Consider the following 17,585-nt stretch of genomic DNA (forward strand, 5'->3'; position numbering starts at 1 on the left):
TGGTATCAGTTGGTTTGCCCGGGTGGGACTGCCTGGCGAGCGTTTCTGTATACTGGCCGATCTTTCATCGATCAGACATTCGACAGCGGATCGCAGCAATGAGCAGTGACGTGCGCAAGGTCGTGCTGGCCTATTCGGGCGGCCTGGATACCTCGGTCATCTTGAAATGGCTCCAGGACGAATACGATTGCGAGGTGGTGACCTTCACCGCCGATATCGGCCAGGGCGAGGAACTCGACGAGGTCCGACCCAAGGCCGAGGCGCTGGGCGTCAAGGAAGTCTATATCGACGACCTGCGCGAAGAATTCGTGCGCGATTTCGTCTATCCGATGTTCCGGGCCAATGCCCTCTACGAAGGCGAATACCTGCTCGGCACCTCGATCGCCCGGCCGTTGATCTCCAAGCGTCTGGTCGAGATCGCCCAGGAAACCGGTGCCGATGCGATCGCCCATGGCGCGACCGGCAAGGGCAACGACCAAGTCCGTTTCGAGTTGTCGGCCTATGCGCTGATGCCAGGCATCAAGGTGATCGCGCCCTGGCGCGAATGGGACCTGAACTCGCGTGAGCGGCTGTTGGCTTATGCCGAGGACAACGGCATCGACATTCGCAAGAAGGTCGATGGCGGCTCGCCATATTCCACCGACGCCAATGCCCTGCATATCTCCTACGAAGGCGGGGTGCTGGAAGATCCGTGGACCCCGGCCGAGGAATCGATGTGGGAGTGGAGCGTGGCCCCCGAGGCTGCACCCGATGCGCCCCAGGAAATCGATCTGACCTTCGAGCAGGGCGACATCGTAGCCATCGACGGCGAAAAGCTGACGCCCTATCAGGTGCTGGCCAAGCTCAACGCGATCGCTGGCGCCCACGGGGTAGGGCGGATCGATATCGTCGAGAACCGCTATGTCGGGATGAAGTCGCGCGGCTGCTACGAAACGCCGGGTGGCACGGTGATGCTGCGTGCGCATCGGGCGATCGAATCGATCACGCTGGATCGCGAGGCCGCGCATCTCAAAGATGAGTTGATGCCGCGCTATGCCAAGACCATCTACAACGGTTATTGGTTCTCGCCCGAACGCGAGATGCTGCAGGCCGCGATCGATGCCTCGCAGGCGCACGTCAACGGTGTGGTCCGGGTCAAGCTCTACAAGGGCAGCGTATCGATCGTCGGTCGAGCCTCCGAATCGGATAGCCTGTTCGACGAAGCGATCGCGACTTTCGAGGACGACCGCGGCGCCTACGACCAGAAAGATGCCGCCGGCTTCATTCGATTGAATGCACTGCGTCTGCGGCTGGGTCATCGCCAGGGCTGATGGCGCCGGCGGTAGATGTTCTTTTGCTGACCAAGCCTTTCGAGTAGGCTTGCGATGCGACAACGGATAGGAATGAATAGGCCATGAAACGAACGATTGCATTGTTTGCTTGTGCACTGGCACTAACGGCGTGCGGCAATCAGTCGGGCTCGGACAGCGATCAGTCGGGCAGCGACGACAATGCCGGCCAGTCGAATGCGACCGAGGCCAGCAGCCAGAACGGTGGCGACAACGCTTCGGGCCAGTTCGCCAACCAGCAGGCCAAGCGCAGCTATGCCTTGGGCATGGATATCGGCAACTCGCTCAAAGATTTGCCGATGGATGTCGATCTGGATCAACTGACCCAGGGCGTGCGCGACGTGGTTGGCGGCGGCGACACCAAGCTGACGCAAACGCAGCTGCAGCAGGTCATGCAGGGCGTGGTTTCCGACATGGAAGCAGCCCAGAAGCAAAAGCAGAAGCAGCAGTCAGTGGCCAACCTTAAGGCCGGGCAGAAATTCCTCGCCGAGAACAAGAAAAAAGACGGCGTGAAGACGTTGGATGACGGCCTGCAGTACAAGGTCATCACCAAGGGCGACGGCCCGTCCCCGGATGCCAACGACAGCGTGACGGTCGACTACACCGGCAAGCTGATCGACGGCACCGTCTTCGACAGTTCGGAAAAACGTGGCAAGCCGGTGACTTTCCCGGTCAACGCGGTGATTCCGGGCTGGACCGAAGCCCTGCAGCTGATGCACCCCGGTGGCGAGTACAAGCTGTTCATCCCGCCGGACCTGGCCTATGGCGAGCGCGGCGCCGGTTCGCAGATCGGGCCGAACGAAACCCTGATCTTCGACGTGAAACTGATCAGCGTCGACAAGAACAAGGGTACCGGCCAGGATGGCGGTGATGGCCAGGACACCAACCAGGGCAGCGGCGATCAGTAGATCGCAGGCCTGGTATACGGCCTGAAAAAAAGCCGCCGCCCTCAGTGGGCGGCGGCTTTTTTTATGACCGGCCTGGGCAGCACCTATGTATGGCGGGCTGGTGCTCGGGCGGGTTAGCGCTCAATGCGTAGCGGCGAGTCCGTGTAATGGCTGGCCGCGATTCAATGCGCGCCTCAGGCAAGCGTCCATTCGGCGCTCTCCAGCCCTGGGCCGGCCAGTCGTAGATGCTGGCCGGCTGCGATCGGGCCGACCCCTTCCGGCGTTCCGGTAAAGATCAGATCACCGGGCTGTAGTTGCCAACTGCGGCTGACGACCGCGATCAGATCGGTCACGCCAACCAGCATATGCGCGGTATGGCCGGACTGACGGACCGCGCCGTCCACGCTCAGTTCAAAATGCAGATCGGCGAGATCCATATCCGAGCGCAGCGCGACCAGCGGCCCGAGGGGGGCGCTGTGATCAAACGCCTTAGCCCGCTCCCAGGGCTCGCCGCTGCTTTTCAGCTCGGTCTGGACGTCGCGCAGTGTCAGATCCAGGCCCAGGCCGATGCCGCGGATATGTTCGCGGGCGGCCTCGGGCTGGATAGCGCGCCCACCTTGGCCGATCTCGACCACGAGCTCGGCTTCGTGATGGATGTCGCCGACGTGGTCAGGCAGCCGGATCAGCTCACCCGGGGCCACCAGCGACGAGGCCGGCTTCATGAAGATCACGCACTCGGCGCCAGGCAGGGTGCTGTTCAGTTCCTCGATATGCTTGGCGTAGTTGCGGCCGATACAGAAGATCCGCGGCGCATCGCGGTGTGAAAAAGCCTCAGCGGTTCGGGAATCAGTCATCAACGCACTCCTTGTTCGGATAGGTTTTTGTGCTTGTATTCGCAGAGATCGACGATAACGCAGTCGTCGCAGGCTGGGCTGCGCGCACGGCAGACATAGCGGCCGTGCAGAATCAGCCAGTGGTGGGCATCCTGCAGATAGGGCTTGGGCACCAGTCGCAGCAGCCGATCCTCGACTTCGCGTACGGTCTTGCCGGGGGCGATGCCGGTACGATTCGATACCCGAAAGATATGCGTATCGACCGCCATCGCTGGCTGCCCGAAGGCGGTATTGAGTACCACGTTGGCCGTCTTGCGCCCCACGCCGGGCAGGGCGGTCAGTTCGGCCCGGGTCGCTGGCACCTCGCCGTCATGCCGATCAAGCAAGGCACGACACGTCTTGATGATATTGGCGGCCTTGCTGTTGTAGAGCCCAATGGTGCTGATGTATTGCTTCAGCCCGTCTTCGCCGAGATCGTAGATCGCCTGCGGCGTATGGGCGACCGGGAACAGCTTGCGCGTGGCCTTGTTGACGCCGACATCGGTGGCCTGGGCCGACAGGATCACGGCAATCAGCAGTTCGAACGTCGAATCGTATTCTAGCTCGGTCTTGGGCGCCGGGTTGGTGGCCTTGAGCCGTTCGAATATCTCGGTGCGTTTGTGTTTGTTCATGGCTTGGTTCTGGATAACGTTCACGCAGTGACGGCGTGATCGTAGCGATCGGCAGGCGGCGATGCGATCACGATAAAACCGTCGCAGGTTGTGCAGCATACAGGTCGAGCCGGCTGCCGTTGATCGTCGTGGCCACGGCCAGCGCCGATAGTGTGTGGCCCAAGTATGCAACGGCGGATGCGACGCCTGGCGCCCTAGGGCGTCTGTTATGACGACACGCCCTGGGGCGCAGAGGCCGGGCTGCGGTGCAGGCCAGACGGCCGGCGGCCAGTATTGACCAGACGACCTGGTTTGCCAGGGGCGGGCGGTCTTGGAGCCAGCTCAAGCGGACCTCGGTACCGGCCCGGCGCCAGGGTGTGTTGCGGTTTCGTGCGAGTCCGCGCCAAAGGCTGTTGGCTGCGGGCCGGGGTGCCGCGAGTGCAGCGTAATGGCGCGACGTTCGTGAGCGGCAACGCGGGATGGCGGCCCAACAGCGGTTGTTTCGAAGGGTTGCGCCCCAAATCGCGGCGGGCCGCGTTACGCGCCTTGACCGGGCTACGCCCAGACCCGGGGCCCGCGCCTCGCCCGCCACGATTTGGGGCGGCAAACGCAGCGCTCGGACGAAATCTCACCACACTCTAGGACGCGTCTCGCGACGACGTGCCCTAGAGCGTGCTGGCCGGTTACAGTTTATTCAGACGCAGTTATGCGGCGTTTGAGTTCGTGGACTGGGGTGGCCAACATGCTGATGGCGAACAGCACAAAGCCAACGCCAGCGATCGCGTCGGCGCCGGCGTTCAGGCTCTGATAAAGAATCGGCACTGCGATCAGCGTACCGATGGCGGCTAGGATCTGAATCCAGTTATGTGTCGTCATAATGCATTTCCTTGTTGCGAGAGTCTGTCGCTATTTCTGGCGAGACCCGTGTCGGCGGCTCCTTCGGGCTGGCGCCATCGAGCGACAAGCAGTCGCGGCGTACTGCGCTTGCTGCAAGACAGCGCTCAGTGCGGTTCATGTGACGCTTTTAGGCCACGAAGAACACGACGAGGCCGATAAGGACCGACACCAGCAGGAACAACGGCAGGGTGGTTTTGAGCACGTCGCCTTCGCGGCCGAGGATGCCGGCGGTGGTGGTGCCAAGCAGGACGTTGCCCGGGGCGATCATATTGCCGGCGGCACCGCCCACGGTCTGGGCTGCGAGAATGGCGGGCTTGCTGAGGCCCACGGCGGTGGCGGTCGAGGACTGGAACGAGCCGAACACCAGATTCGAAGCCAGATTCGAGCTGGTCATGAACGCGCCGAGCCCACCCACGAACGGCGCGAGCACGCCGTAATAGGGTCCGGTGGCCACCGCGACGCCGTGGGCCAGAACCTGCACCGCGCCGGCGCCGGCGAGCACTTTGGACATGGCGATCAAGGCCACGATCGCGATCGTCGAGGGTATGGCCTTTTCCAATGTGCCTTTGAGGATGCGGCTCAAACTGCCGGACTTGAGGGTCTGCATCCGCGAAAACGCGATATAGGCGATGACCGCGGCCGCCAGCAGGAAACTGCCGGGATGGGTGAGCACGCTGATCGAGGCCTGGCTGGCGTCGCTATGGAAACCTAGGCCGGTCAGGGTCGCAGGAAAACCAAGCGCGACCGACACATTGCCGAGTGCGTTTTTGACCGGCGGAATCAAGAGCACGCCGAAGGTCACAACGAGCAAGGCATAGTAAGGAATGAACGCTTGATGCAGCGTCATCGACGGCCGGCGAACTTCGGCAGCCCCGACCGAGTGGGCGCCAACGCCTGTAGCCCCGGTCTCGGCGTTTTGTCGATCTTCGGTAAAGATATGGCTGATGGCCGCACGTGGCTGGCGGTACATCGGCAGCCGACCGATCAAAAAGATCGCGATGAAGGCGGTGCTGGAGGCGATGAAGCCGTTGAGCACATCGCTCCAGGGCGCCAGCAGGACGGTCAGCCCGCCCTGGATGAGCGACATGATGGCGATCGCGGGCAGGCCGCGTCGGATACCGCTCAAGCCGGCGTAGATCCAGCACACCAGCAGCCCACCCAGGATATTGAGCACCCAGATGAACGCTGCGGCATAGAGGGCCGTATGGGTGGCCGTGACCGGATCAAGCCCGGTGATTTGTTTCAGCCCCAACCAGGCGACGGCCAGTGTGCCGAAGGTGTTGTTCCAGGCATGGCCGATCAGCGGGATGATGACCGCATACAGAGGGCGAACCCCGATGCCGACCAACAGCGGCGCACAAACTGCGATCGGTACCCCGAAGCCGGTGACGCCCTGCAGGAAGGATGCGAATGCCCAGCCAAAAGCCAGCGTCTGGATCAATGGATCGGGCAGCAGCCGTGTGATGTGCCCGCGTAGCGGTTCGAACGCCTGGCCTTCGCGTGTGACCTCATAGATCAGGATCGACGCCCAGACCACATAGAGCACGGTCAGGGCGCTCCAGGCGCCGGCCACGCTCTGAAAACCAATGGCCTGCCAAGGCGATTGGAAATAGGTCGCGGCGACCACAACCGCCAGTAGCCAGGCGACCGGGCCGGCCTCGGCGATCCCCCAGCGCTGTACGAGCATAAGGATGAGCAGAGCGGCCAGGGGCAGGAAGGCCAATGACCAGCTCGTGAGTGTGACGGGAATATCCACGAATCAGCTCCTGAATGTCTTTGGCAAATCGTTCACCAGCCGAGCGCGATGCCTTCGCCGCGCGGATCTGCGGCGCCCTGCAATAGCCCGGTGGTGGGATGGATATGAATGGCCGCGGCATGGCCCATGACGCTGTCCCAGGCGCCCACGCGTTGTACGGCGTGGCCGCGTGTCGTCAGGTGAGCGTCGATCTCTGGGGCAAAACGCGATTCCACGCGCAGGGCGTCGGTGGCCGCGCCCCAGGTCCGGCCATAGAGCCAGCGCGGCGCATCGATAGCGCGCTGCGGATCCAGGCCGAAATCGGCAATGCGGTTTAGTAGGGCGGTGCTGGTCTGGGGCTGGCCTTCGCCGCCCATGGTTCCGTAGACCAGCCAGGGGCGGCCGTCGCGATAGGCCATGCCCGGCATCAGGGTATGGAACGAACGCTTGCCCGGTTCGAGCCGATTGACATGCGCCTCGTCGAGCGAAAAGAAAGCGCCGCGGTTCTGCAGCAATACACCGGTATCACCGGCGACGGTGGCCGCTCCCCATTCGTGATAAAGGCTCTGGATGAGCGATACGGCGTTGCCCTGGCCGTCGACCACCATAGTGGCCGTGGTATCGCCGCCAGCGGCCTGGGCTTGATAACCGTTCGGCAGGTTCTGCTTGATGCGCTCGGCGCATTCGTCGGCGAACGCCTTGGACAGCAGTTGCGACAACGGTATGTCGTGGAAAATCGGGTCGGTAAGGTATCGATCGCGAACCGCGAAGGCCTCGCGGGTCGCGGCGACGACCAGGTCGATGTACTCGGCCGATTCATCGCCGAGGGCGGCCACATCGAACTGCTCGAGGATGTTCAGCACCAGCAGATGCGCGAAGCCCTGCGAGTTCGGCGGCGCCTGATAGCAATCCAGGCCGCGGTATGTGGTCGCAACCGGTGTCTCCCAGCTGCCATGGTGTTCAGCGAGGTCAGCGAGCGTCCACTCCTGGCCGGCGGCATTCAGATGCCGAACGATTTCGGCAGCGACCCCGCCTTCATAAAACCCGGCGCGGCCCGAGCGGGCGATGGTTTCCAGGGTGTCGGCCAAGGCCGGCTGGCGCATCATCTCCCCCGCGCTGGGGGCAAGGCCTTCGGGCAGAAACTGCTTCGCGGCCTGCGTGCATTGGCCCAGCGCCTGGGCCGCTTCGGCGGTGAAGCGGGCCTGCGATTCGCCGACTGGATAACCGTGACGGGCATGGCCGATCGCCGGTTCGAGCAGGGTCGTCAATGGGAGGCGGCCGTATCGCGCATGTGCCATGCACCAGCTGTCCACGGCGCCCGGTACGGTCAGCGCGGCTAACGGCCCGCGTAGCGGGATCGCATCCAATTCGCGAGATCGATACCACTGCCGGGTGGCAGCGCCGATCGCTCGTCCCGAGCCATTGAGTGCGATCGGCGAGGTCGATCCGTGCGGGTGAATCAGCCAGAACGCATCGCCGCCGATCCCGGTCATATGGGGAAAGACCACGCCCAGGGTGGCATTGACTGCGATGGCAGCGTCGACTGCCGAGCCGCCCTGACGCAGGATATCCTGTCCGGCCGCGGTCGCCAGATAATGGGGAGAGCAGACCATGCCGTGAAACGACATGGCAGTGGGGCGTGTCGGGTGCTGCATGGTGATCGGTCTACCGTTGGGTGCTCTGACTAGGCGCGATCGAGAAATCGACCCGTCTGGCATGCTCATGAGAAATAAAAGGCAATATCCATGCCCTTGTATAAAAATCGGATCCTCTAGGCGCTCTAGGGCATAGGATAAAAAGCTGCTTTAATTGATATATCCGTATTTTTAAAAATATTAAGAAGCGGTTTGATAATCTATTTATACTGCGCACTAAAAGACGGTGTATGAGCGAGTTTTATTGATTTAGATTGGTTTTTTTGGAGTCTGGTCGAAAGGTATTTGAAAGCCGAGCCTTGCGTCGCCGAGTGCGCATGTTTTAGCCAAGGAAAAGCGCGCCATAGCCGAGGCCGAGACAGACCACAAAAGCCGGATGGATGCGGGTGCCCAATAGCAGTGCTGCTGCGACTGCGCCGATGCCCAGGGTTTGCCAGAGCCCGGCGCCGTCCATGCCTTCGATAAAAAACGACACCACGAGATACCCCATGAGCACGGTGATCACTGGCCGGACCCATTGGCTCATCGACTTGACCTTGATCGAGTCGCGATAGCGATACAGCACGCCGATCGCGCACAGCATGAGAATCAGCGAGGGCGCCACGGTGCCGAACAGGGCGATAAGCGCGCCGGGCACGCCGGCCACGTCGTAGCCGATATAGCCGGCCATCTTGGTCGCGATCGGGCTGGGCAGGGCATTGCCGAGCGCCAGGGTCTGGGCGAACTGCTCGGAGGACAGCCACCCGTAATGACCGACGACCTCGTTCTCGATCAGCGGGATGATGGCCGGGCCGCCGCCGTAGCCGATGATGTTCGGCACGAAGAACGCTAAAAACAGATGCCAGTAGATCATGAGCCGCTCCGGCTTGGGCCGTCTTCACCGGAGGCGTTCGAGGCAGTGTTCGAATCCTTGCTCGGGCTGGCTGGCTCGGGGCGCAGCAGGGCACCGATCAGCAAGGCACCGATCACCAACCCTGGGTGGATGCCTAGGCCGTAGATCAGGCCGGCCGATGCCAGCGCCATGCTGCCGGCCACCAGCCAGCCAAGCGAGGCGCGGGATTTTTCCCAGAAATCCCAACTCAGTTTGAGCATCATGATCATGACCACCGGCACCACGCCCTGGCCCATGCCGGCGATCCAGCGCTCGTCGCGATGGCTCATATACAAGCCGAGCAAGGCGATCATGGCCACCACACAGGGCAGGGTGACGGCGAGTACGGCGCCGAGGGCGCCGGCGTAGCCGCCGACCCGGTGGCCGATAGTGCCGGCCATCTTGGTGGCGATCGGTCCGGGCAAGGTATTGCCGATCGCCAGCACGTCCGAGAATTCGGTATCCGACATCCAGCGATAACGCTCGACCACTTCGGCGTGCACCAACGGAATCATCGACGGTCCGCCGCCAAAGCCGAGCAGGCCGATTCTTGTGAAGGCCAGCACGAGCTGACCTTGTTTCTGCCAATCCATAGCGCCTCGATGGGAGCGGGTGATCGCTTCGGCCGGCATGATCGGCCCAGCCCTTCCGGATCGGTGTTGTTACACCGGAGTAGAGCGTGCGGCCATCAATATCGACAAATCGAATAAAAATCGATTTTATTTTCGAATATGGATTTGCAAGGATCGTGCCCAGAGCCGGGCCTATCCGGATAACGCGTCTGTATCAGCAAGCGAAGACTTGGGGGCGTCGTCACGAGATACGCTGCTAACATCCGCGGCCTGCGCCTTGCCTAACCTGATGGGCGGGCATCATTCGACGACGCGCCCTAGAGCGCGTTGAGGTTTCGTGCGAGCCCTGGGTCTGAAAGGTTGTGCCCTAAATCGTGTCGGGTCGGATGACGAGCCTTGATCGTGGCACGCCCAGAACCGGCGGCTCGCGCCTTGCCCGCCACGATTTAGGGCGACAAAGCGGCGCTCGGACGACACCGCAATACGACCTGGGACCGACGAGCCGCGAAGCCATCTGGGTCAAGGCTTGCAATGCCGATAGTGGCTCGCAAGCAAACGCTTCAATTATGCTGGTATGTTTGGAAACGCTTGGCCGCCATGACCGACGAGTCGCGCTGGAACCTCTACCATAGCCTGCGCCGCGATCTGATCGACGGTCGCTTCGAGGCCGGCCAGAAGCTCGCCATAGGCGCCTTAAAGGAGCGGTACGGCGTTGGCCTGAGCCCATTGCGCGAAGCACTCAACCGATTGGCGGCCACGGGCCTGCTCGATCAATCCCATCAGCGTGGTTTTCGTGTGCCGGAGCTATCCCACGATAGCCTGGACGACGTGGCCAATCTCCGACGCGAGCTTGAAGGTCAGGCGCTCGCCCAGGCGATCGAGCAAGGCGATCAGGAATGGGAGGTTTCATTGGTCGCTGCACTGCATCGACTCAAACAGGCCGAGCCTATGTTCGATTCCAGTGCACATGATCAATGGGAACAAAGACATTCGGATTTTCATCGGGCACTGATCGCTGGCTGCGGTTCGCGCTGGCGGCTGCGTTTTATCGAACAGCTCCATGATCAATTCGATCGCTACCGGCGTTCGGCGCCCAAGATCGAGCGTCGCCGGGAAAAACTGGATGATCAGCATGCCAAGCTGGCCGAGTATGCCTTGGCGCGCGATAGCGAAAGCGCCTGTGCGTTGTTGGACGAACATATCCGGCTGTCGTGGCGAGTCGCGATAACCAGCCTGCCGGAGGCCGAATAGAAGGCAGGCCATGGTGATATACCGCCATTCCGGCCGGGGGCAGGCTCGTGCACGGCAGAATAGTTTCGGTCGTACGAGATGGCGACGGTCAGGCCGGCGTGGACCGGCCTAACCTGGATACGTCGGCGGCGAAGCAGCGTCTTTGATGCCGAGAATAGAAACCTTGGCGTAGCCTTTGCGAGGTCGGGCGCCGTATTGGCGCTCCGAATTATGGCGGGTCAGGCGCGTGCCGTGGCCCGATCATAGGGGCCACGCCGCCGGCCGCGATCGGATAGCGACGTTCGGAGCTTCGGCGCCAGGGCTGCCGGGCTGCGATTCTATATGGCCGTTCGTTTGCGGTCGCGCGGCTATGCCGCGCGCGCTGCCTTCGGCAAGCAGTCAAATAGCCCTGGGTACGGTTTTGTGTGAAGGCTCGATATGCCCTGGGCCAGCCAATGCTTCGGCAAATGGTCAGTCTTGCCGTTGGCCTCGCTTGGCCTTGGCTCGGGCGATCGCATCGGCAATGGTCGATTTCTTGGCGGCCGAGGTGGCCGCAGCGTCCTCGCGGGCATCGTAGGTCGACTCGTGGCGATTCGCGCGGCGCTGGCGCGTGGTGTTGCGATTGAGCCGTTGCTGTCGGGCTTCAAACAGACGCCGGGCGCGGGCAGCGCGTTCGGCATCGATCGGCCGCTCGGGCGGCCATAGCGGCTGGCCGGTTTCGGGCGTCGATTCCGGCATGTCGATGCAGTCGACCGGGCAGGCCGGCACACAGAGTTCGCAGCCGGTGCAGTCGGCCTCGATCACGGTATGCATCTGCTTGGCCGCGCCGATGATGGCATCGGTTGGGCAGACCTGGATACAGCGGGTGCAGCCGATGCATTCGTCTTCGCGGATGAACGCAACCTTGGCCACGCTGGCGTCGCCGCACTCCGGTTCCAGCGGTTTGGGCTCGATGCCGGTCAGCTCGGCCAGGTTGTCGATCGTGGCTGGCCCGCCCGGCGGGCAGCGGTTGATATCGGTTTCGCCGGCGGCGATCGCCTCGGCATAGGGCCGACAGCCGTCATAACCACAGCGCCGGCACTGGGTCTGAGGCAGTAGGGCATCGATAGCGTCGACTGAAGCGTCGGTCATGTTCGGATCGCGAGGCGCTTGCTAAAACGGTTCATCCGCGGATGACGCCAAAGGCATAGATCAAAGCACACCAGGTCGTGCCGGTGCATGCCGAAACCCTATGGCTGTGGCCGCGGGGGGTGAGCCCGCGCGCCACTCCTTAATAATCTGTGACATCTCTGTCATCGGTGGGATGCATTGGCGAACAAAGTATCGTAGCCCGACATTCACGCCGGGTTTGCCGATTTACTTGATCTTGTCACCCGGCTTGGCGCCGTCGTCCGGCGACAGCACATGCGGCGAGTCGCCAGCAGCCAGCACCATGCCTTCGGAAACCCCAAAGCGCATCTTGCGCGGCGCCAGGTTGGCAACCAGCGCCACCAGCCGGCCTTCCAATCCCGACGGATCGTAGGCCGATTTGATGCCGGCGAATACCTGGCGCTTGCCCAGTTCGCCCACATCGAGCTGCAGGCACAGCAGCTTGTCGGCGCCTTCGACATGGTCCGCGGACTCGACCCGGGCGACCCGTAGATCCACCTTGGCAAAGTCCTCGATGTCGATCACGCCGTTGCCTTCGGTCTTCGGTTCGGGCTGGTCGGCCGGTGTCTTGTCGCTGGCCTTGGGCTGTTCGTCTTCGGTCTTGGCCGGGGCCGCAGCGGCTTCGAGGTCTTCTTTGCTGGCCTCGATCATCTTGTCGATGGCGGGCTGCTCGACCCGGCGCAGCAGCGGCTTGAACTTGGCGATCTCGTGGTCGAGCAGGGGCGTGTCCAGATCGGCCCAGGCCAGCGGCTCGACCTGCAGAAATGCCTCGGCGCGCTCGGCGGTGGCCGGCAGCACCGGCTTTAGATAGATCGTGAGCTGGCGGAACAGATTCAGCGCGGTCGTGCAGATCTGTTGTAGTTCAGCCTCGCGGCCTTCTTCCTTGGCCAGCTGCCAGGGCGCACGCTCGGCCACATAGGCATTGGCCTCGTCGGCCAGCGCCATGATCGCGCGGATGCCCTGGGCATAGCGGCGGGCCTCGAAGTGCTCCGCGATGGTCTCGCCTTCGGCGGCGAAGCGCTCGAACAGCTCCGGCCGGTCGAGTTCGGCCGCGAGACGCCCGTCGAAGCGCTTGCTGATGAAGTTCGCACAGCGGCTGGCGATGTTGACGTACTTGCCGACCAGATCGGAATTGATCCGGGCCAGAAAATCCTCGAAGTTGAGATCGAGGTCTTCGACCCGGTGGGTCAACTTGGCCGCGAAGTAGTAGCGCAGGAACTCGGCGTTGATATGTTCCAGCCAGGTGCGGGCCTTGATGAAGGTGCCGCGCGACTTGGACATCTTCTCGCCGTTGACCGTGACGAAGCCATGGGCATGGATCGCGCTCGGCGTGCGATAGCCCGCGCCTTCCAGCATCGCTGGCCAGAACAGGGCATGAAAATAGACGATGTCCTTGCCGATGAAGTGATACAGCTCGGCGTTCGAATCCCGGCCCCAGAAGCGGTCGAACGTCAGCTCGGGATCGCCGCGCTTGTCGACCAGGTTCTGGAATGCCGCCATATAACCGATCGGCGCATCCAGCCAGACATAGAAGTATTTGTCTTCGGTGCCCGGGATCTTGAAGCCGAAGTAGGGGGCATCGCGGGAGATGTCCCAGTCGCGCAGACCGGTGCCGAACCACTCGTCCAGCTTGCGGGTCATTGACTCCTGCAGCCGATCGGCGCGCATCCAGTCGCGCAGAAAGGCCTCGAAATCGGCGAGCTTGAAGAAATAGTGCTCGGAGTCGCGCTCGATCGGTGTGGCACCCGAGAGCACCGACACCGGGTTGCCGAGCTCGGTCGGCTGATAAGTCGCGCCGCAGACCTCGCAGGCATCGCCATACTGATCGGCCGCGCCACAGTTCGGGCACTCGCCGCGGATGAAACGATCCGGCAGGAACATCTGGGTTTCCGGATCGAATGCCTGGGAGATGGTACGCCGGGCGATATGGCCTTCGGCGGCCAGTTTCTCGTAGATCGCCGACGACAGCTCGCGGTTCTCGTCCGAATGCGTGCTGTGATAGTTGTCGTAGACCACGTAGAAGTCGGCGAAATCGCGCTGGCGCTCGGCCGAGACCCCGGCGATCAGTTCTTCTGGCGAGATACCCTGATCGCGCGCCTTGAGCATGATCGGCGTGCCGTGAGCATCGTCGCCGCAGACCGCGATGCAGTTATTGCCGCGCAGCTTCTGAAAGCGGACCCAGATATCGGTCTGGATATGCTCGAGCATATGCCCCAGGTGGGTTGCACCGTTGGCATAGGGCAGGGCGGATGTCACCAGAATGTCGCGCGCCATGACTCGTTCGAACGTGGTCAATCGAAGCCGGCCAGTATGCCATAGCGGGCCACCCGTTTCCCGCCAGCGAGTTGCTATCATTGGCCGCTGACTATTCACCGAACAACTACCCGGTGTGATCATGAGCGATACGACTCGCCAGGCCGTCGAGGCCGAACTGGGCCGCTACCATGAGCCCTATCTAGATACCGATCTGATGAGCGCGCGCGCTGTGCGCTCGCTCAACGTCGAGAGCGGGCATGTCACCCTCGAACTCGATCTGGGCTTTCCCTGTGGCCAGTACGGCCAGGAGCTGGCCGAGCGTTTGCGCCAGAAGCTCGAAGCACTCGAAGGCGTGAATCAGGCTGATGTCACGGTCGGCTTTACCGTGGCCGCGCGCTCGGTTCAGCCCCAGCTCAAGCGCATTGAGGGCGTAGCCAACATTATCGCCGTGGCCTCGGCCAAGGGCGGGGTTGGTAAGTCTACGGTCGCTGCCAATCTGGCGCTGGCCCTGGCCGCCGACGGCGCCAACGTCGGGCTGCTGGATGCCGATATCTATGGGCCCAGCCAGCCGCGGCTGATGGGCATCGATACCCGGGCCAAGGCCGCCGGCGAAAATGTCATCCAGCCGGTGGATGCGCATGGCCTCAAGACCATGTCGATCGGCTATCTGATCGACAAGGACAGCCCGGCGATCCTGCGCGGGCCGATGGTGACCTCGGCACTCCAGCAGATGTTGTTCCAGAGTGCCTGGGGCGAGCTGGATTATCTGATCATCGATCTGCCGCCGGGTACCGGTGATATTCAGCTCACGCTCTCGCAGAAGATCCCGGTCTCGGGCGCGGTCGTGGTCACTACGCCGCAGGATCTATCGTTGATCGATGCCCGCAAGGGGGTAGAGATGTTCAACAAGGTCAACGTGCCGGTGCTGGGTATCGTCGAAAACATGAGTACCCACATCTGCTCGAAGTGCGGCCACGAAGAGCACATCTTCGGCGAACACGGCGGCCAGAACCTGGCTGACGAATACGATGTCAGCCTGCTGGGCGAACTGCCGCTGGATATCTCGATCCGCGAATATGCCGATTCCGGCAAGCCGACTGTGGTGTCTGCCCCCGATTCGCAGATCGCGTCGGCCTATTTCGATATCAGCCGCAACACAACCGCCCGGCTAGCGCGGCAGAAAAAGGACTACGCCAGCAAGTTCCCGAACATCAAGGTCGAATCCACCTGATCGTAGGCTCGATCGGCGGCGGCATGTCGTCGCCGTCGCTCGAACCCGCTTGCCAAGCCAAGGGCCTGGGCCTTGGCCAGACTATGGCCGAGTGGTTTTGCCAACGGCGATCTGGTCTTTGTTGGGCAGGGGCGGGTTCTTTATCCAGCCGAGGGCGGTCGCCGTGCCATACGAGCGCTAAGTCGGTGCTCCTTGCGAGCTGGCAAGGCGCGAGCCGCTGTATCGTAGTGTGCTTCCCGGTCAAGGCTCGTCATGCGGGCCGATGCGATTTGGGCAGCAATCCAGCGTTGCCGTTCACAGACGAAGCGCCACTACGCCGCACTCGCGGCGCCTCGGCTTGCAGCTTGACAGCCCTTGGCGCGGACTCGCGCGAACCCTCAATATGCTCTAGGGCGCGATGGGCGGGCTTCACCCACAGGGCCGCAGCCCTGTCGCAGCCATCCGGCGTTATCGTCGCTCACGTGCCGGGCCACGCAACGCTCAAGAAGCCTTGGCTCACCCACCACAAGACCGCGGCTACGGCGGCGTGCCTCGTGACGACGCGCCCTAGGGCGGTTCGCATTGTTGTCACGGCCGGAGCGGATTGCCCAGCAGTAGGCATTTGATCGCTGGGCGCCGGCCTATGCTTACCGGAGTTTCGCGACTTCCGGGAGGCTGGGATATGACAGCAAACCCAGATCGTGGTTCGCGTCCCCGGGGCAGGCGCTCCAGCGCTCAGGCCATGCGGCTGAGGTTTGGCATGGCACGGCTGCCTGGGCAAGCCGGGCATCAGTTTCGACAACCGCTGATCACTTTTCGGCGGCGGTCGGTTGGCCGAGGGTTCGCGGCCATCGTCGTTGCCACTGTGGTCATGCTCGCCGGGCCTGCAGCGCTGGCCCAGCCGGCGTCGAACAATGCTCAGGAACTGGCCAAGGCACTGTCGAATCCGGTGGCCAGTCTCATTTCCGTGCCGATACAACAGAATTTCGATTTCGGCTTTGCCTCCGATAATGATGGCTGGCGCTCGACGACCAATATTCAGCCGGTGGTGCCGATTTCGATCAGCGAAGACTGGAACCTGATCTCGCGCACGATCTTGCCGGTGATCTATCAGGACGGGGTGACCCGGCGGCATCGCGATCAATTCGGCCTAGGCGATACCGTGCAAAGCGCCTTCTTCTCGCCCAAGCAAGTCGGGCCGTCGGGCATCATATGGGGCGTCGGACCGGCGTTTTTATTGCCGACCGCGACCAAGCATGTGCTGGGTTCGGAAAAATGGGGCATCGGGCCGACCGCCGTTGCCTTGAAACAATCCGGGCCGCTGACCATGGGGGCGTTGGCCAACCATATCTGGTCGTTCGCCGGAGACAATGACCGCCGCGATGTGTCCTCGACGTTCATGCAGCCTTTCATCGCCTATACCAATAAGAACGCCACGACGTTTACCGTCAATTCCGAAACGACCTACGACTGGAAGGCCAAGGACTGGCTGGTGCCCTTCAATTTCCAGGTCAATCAGCTGCTCAAGGTCGGCCAGCAGCCGATCCAGATCGGCGGCGGCGTGCGCTACTACGCCGACAGCCCGCGCCATGGCCCCGACTGGGGGCTTCGCTTCAATCTTATCTTCTTGTTCCCGAAGAGCTAGGGCGGGCCATCATTAAGAGATGCCGCCGTACGACGTTCGCCCCTGGTGTCAGGCAAGACATAGGCCTCTGAGCGTAGCGGGCCCACGCCCAAGGCCGGCAATGCCGCATGGTGCGGTGGGCGGGCATCGCCCGGAGGGGCCGCCCCGTGCCTCTAAGGCGGCCATCCGGCGTTATCGTTCGCTCACATGGCTGGGCCACGCCACGCTCAGGATGCCTTGTCTTGCCACCTAGGGGCGCGGGTGTAGCGGTGGATCTCATGACGACATGCCCTAGGGGTGTTGCTGTGTCGTAGCTTGCCGTGCCCCAGATTCGGAACGCTGCAGGGTGCGATAGGCGCTCCAACCCGGCTGGCCAAGCGCTCGTAAATGAACGACACGGCGGCAATCCGGCGTTGTAGCGCCCTCATGTAGCGCGGTTATGCCACTGCTGCTACGCCTCGCGTTGTGGCATAACCGCGCTTGGCGCGGGCTCGCACAACGCAGCCATAGGCCCCAGTGGCCGATCACTCGGCCGTAGTGCCAGCATTGGCCGCCGGTATCGCGATGTCGTGCCCAGCCGGCAACGCTTTCGTGTCGTAAGTGTCGGCCATCCGGCTGGCCGACGCTTGGGCCTAGCGTGGAGCACCGCACAGGCGTATCGCCCATCCGCGTATTGGTGCGCGTATCG

General features: G+C 62.6%; 14 protein-coding genes. 5 read left to right on the forward strand and 9 right to left on the reverse strand.

Going from position 1 to position 17,585, the window contains the following annotated elements; all coding sequences use genetic code 11:
- Positions 1-98: 98 nt before the first annotated feature.
- Positions 99-1,310, forward strand: a complete 1,212-nt coding sequence (locus tag V5738_RS04720) for an argininosuccinate synthase (RefSeq protein WP_423823255.1) — start codon at positions 99-101, stop codon at positions 1,308-1,310.
- An 83-nt stretch (positions 1,311-1,393) separates the two neighbouring features.
- A complete protein-coding gene (locus V5738_RS04725; RefSeq protein WP_423823256.1) occupies positions 1,394-2,236 on the forward strand; it encodes an FKBP-type peptidyl-prolyl cis-trans isomerase in 843 nt (280 codons plus the stop codon).
- Between the two features lie 173 nt (positions 2,237-2,409).
- Here the strand turns inward: V5738_RS04725 and V5738_RS04730 are convergent, their stop codons facing one another.
- The 7 genes from V5738_RS04730 to V5738_RS04760 form a co-directional block, all read right to left on the reverse strand.
- The gene (locus V5738_RS04730; RefSeq protein WP_423823258.1) at positions 2,410-3,069 is read right to left on the reverse strand and encodes a fumarylacetoacetate hydrolase family protein; all 660 of its coding nucleotides are present in this window, start codon (positions 3,067-3,069) and stop codon (positions 2,410-2,412) included.
- Positions 3,069-3,719, reverse strand: a complete 651-nt coding sequence (gene nth / locus V5738_RS04735) for an endonuclease III (RefSeq protein ID WP_423823259.1) — start codon at positions 3,717-3,719, stop codon at positions 3,069-3,071. Before nth ends, V5738_RS04730 begins: the two co-directional genes overlap by 1 nt.
- Before the next feature lie 669 nt (positions 3,720-4,388).
- Entirely contained in the window at positions 4,389-4,574 is a 186-nt protein-coding gene (locus V5738_RS04740) for a hypothetical protein (RefSeq protein WP_423823260.1), read from the reverse strand.
- Positions 4,575-4,722: 148 nt separating this feature from the next.
- Positions 4,723-6,351 (reverse strand): L-lactate permease, encoded by a 1,629-nt coding sequence (locus V5738_RS04745; protein ID WP_423823261.1) that lies wholly within the window; start codon positions 6,349-6,351, stop codon positions 4,723-4,725.
- 32 nt (positions 6,352-6,383) lie between these two features.
- Positions 6,384-7,985: a gamma-glutamyltransferase gene (gene ggt / locus V5738_RS04750; protein ID WP_423823262.1), complete on the reverse strand. Its 1,602-nt coding sequence runs from the start codon at positions 7,983-7,985 to the stop codon at positions 6,384-6,386.
- Positions 7,986-8,307: 322 nt separating this feature from the next.
- Positions 8,308-8,838: a chromate transporter gene (locus V5738_RS04755; protein WP_423823263.1), complete on the reverse strand. Its 531-nt coding sequence runs from the start codon at positions 8,836-8,838 to the stop codon at positions 8,308-8,310.
- On the reverse strand, positions 8,835-9,449 hold the full coding sequence (locus tag V5738_RS04760) for a chromate transporter (protein WP_423823264.1): 615 nt from the start codon (positions 9,447-9,449) through the stop codon (positions 8,835-8,837). The genes V5738_RS04755 and V5738_RS04760 overlap by 4 nt, the downstream gene beginning before the upstream one ends.
- Positions 9,450-10,025: 576 nt before the next feature.
- Here V5738_RS04760 and V5738_RS04765 point away from each other — a divergent pair.
- On the forward strand, positions 10,026-10,679 hold the full coding sequence (locus V5738_RS04765; RefSeq protein WP_423823265.1) for a GntR family transcriptional regulator: 654 nt from the start codon (positions 10,026-10,028) through the stop codon (positions 10,677-10,679).
- A gap of 450 nt (positions 10,680-11,129) precedes the next feature.
- Here the strand turns inward: V5738_RS04765 and V5738_RS04770 are convergent, their stop codons facing one another.
- Positions 11,130-11,789 carry an RnfABCDGE type electron transport complex subunit B gene (locus tag V5738_RS04770; RefSeq protein ID WP_423823266.1) on the reverse strand — a complete coding sequence of 220 codons (660 nt, stop codon included), beginning with the start codon at positions 11,787-11,789 and terminating at the stop codon, positions 11,130-11,132.
- Between the two features lie 225 nt (positions 11,790-12,014).
- Positions 12,015-14,081: a methionine--tRNA ligase gene (gene metG / locus V5738_RS04775; protein WP_423823267.1), complete on the reverse strand. Its 2,067-nt coding sequence runs from the start codon at positions 14,079-14,081 to the stop codon at positions 12,015-12,017.
- A 121-nt stretch (positions 14,082-14,202) separates the two neighbouring features.
- Here metG and apbC point away from each other — a divergent pair, with 121 nt between their 5' ends.
- A complete protein-coding gene (apbC, locus tag V5738_RS04780; protein WP_423823268.1) occupies positions 14,203-15,294 on the forward strand; it encodes an iron-sulfur cluster carrier protein ApbC in 1,092 nt (363 codons plus the stop codon).
- An 850-nt stretch (positions 15,295-16,144) separates the two neighbouring features.
- Positions 16,145-16,918 carry a transporter gene (locus V5738_RS04785; protein ID WP_423824133.1) on the forward strand — a complete coding sequence of 258 codons (774 nt, stop codon included), beginning with the start codon at positions 16,145-16,147 and terminating at the stop codon, positions 16,916-16,918.
- The last annotated feature ends 667 nt before the right edge of the window (positions 16,919-17,585 follow it).

The organism is Salinisphaera sp. SPP-AMP-43 (assembly GCF_049568105.1).
In the GTDB taxonomy this organism is placed as follows: Bacteria; Pseudomonadota; Gammaproteobacteria; order Nevskiales; family Salinisphaeraceae; genus Salinisphaera.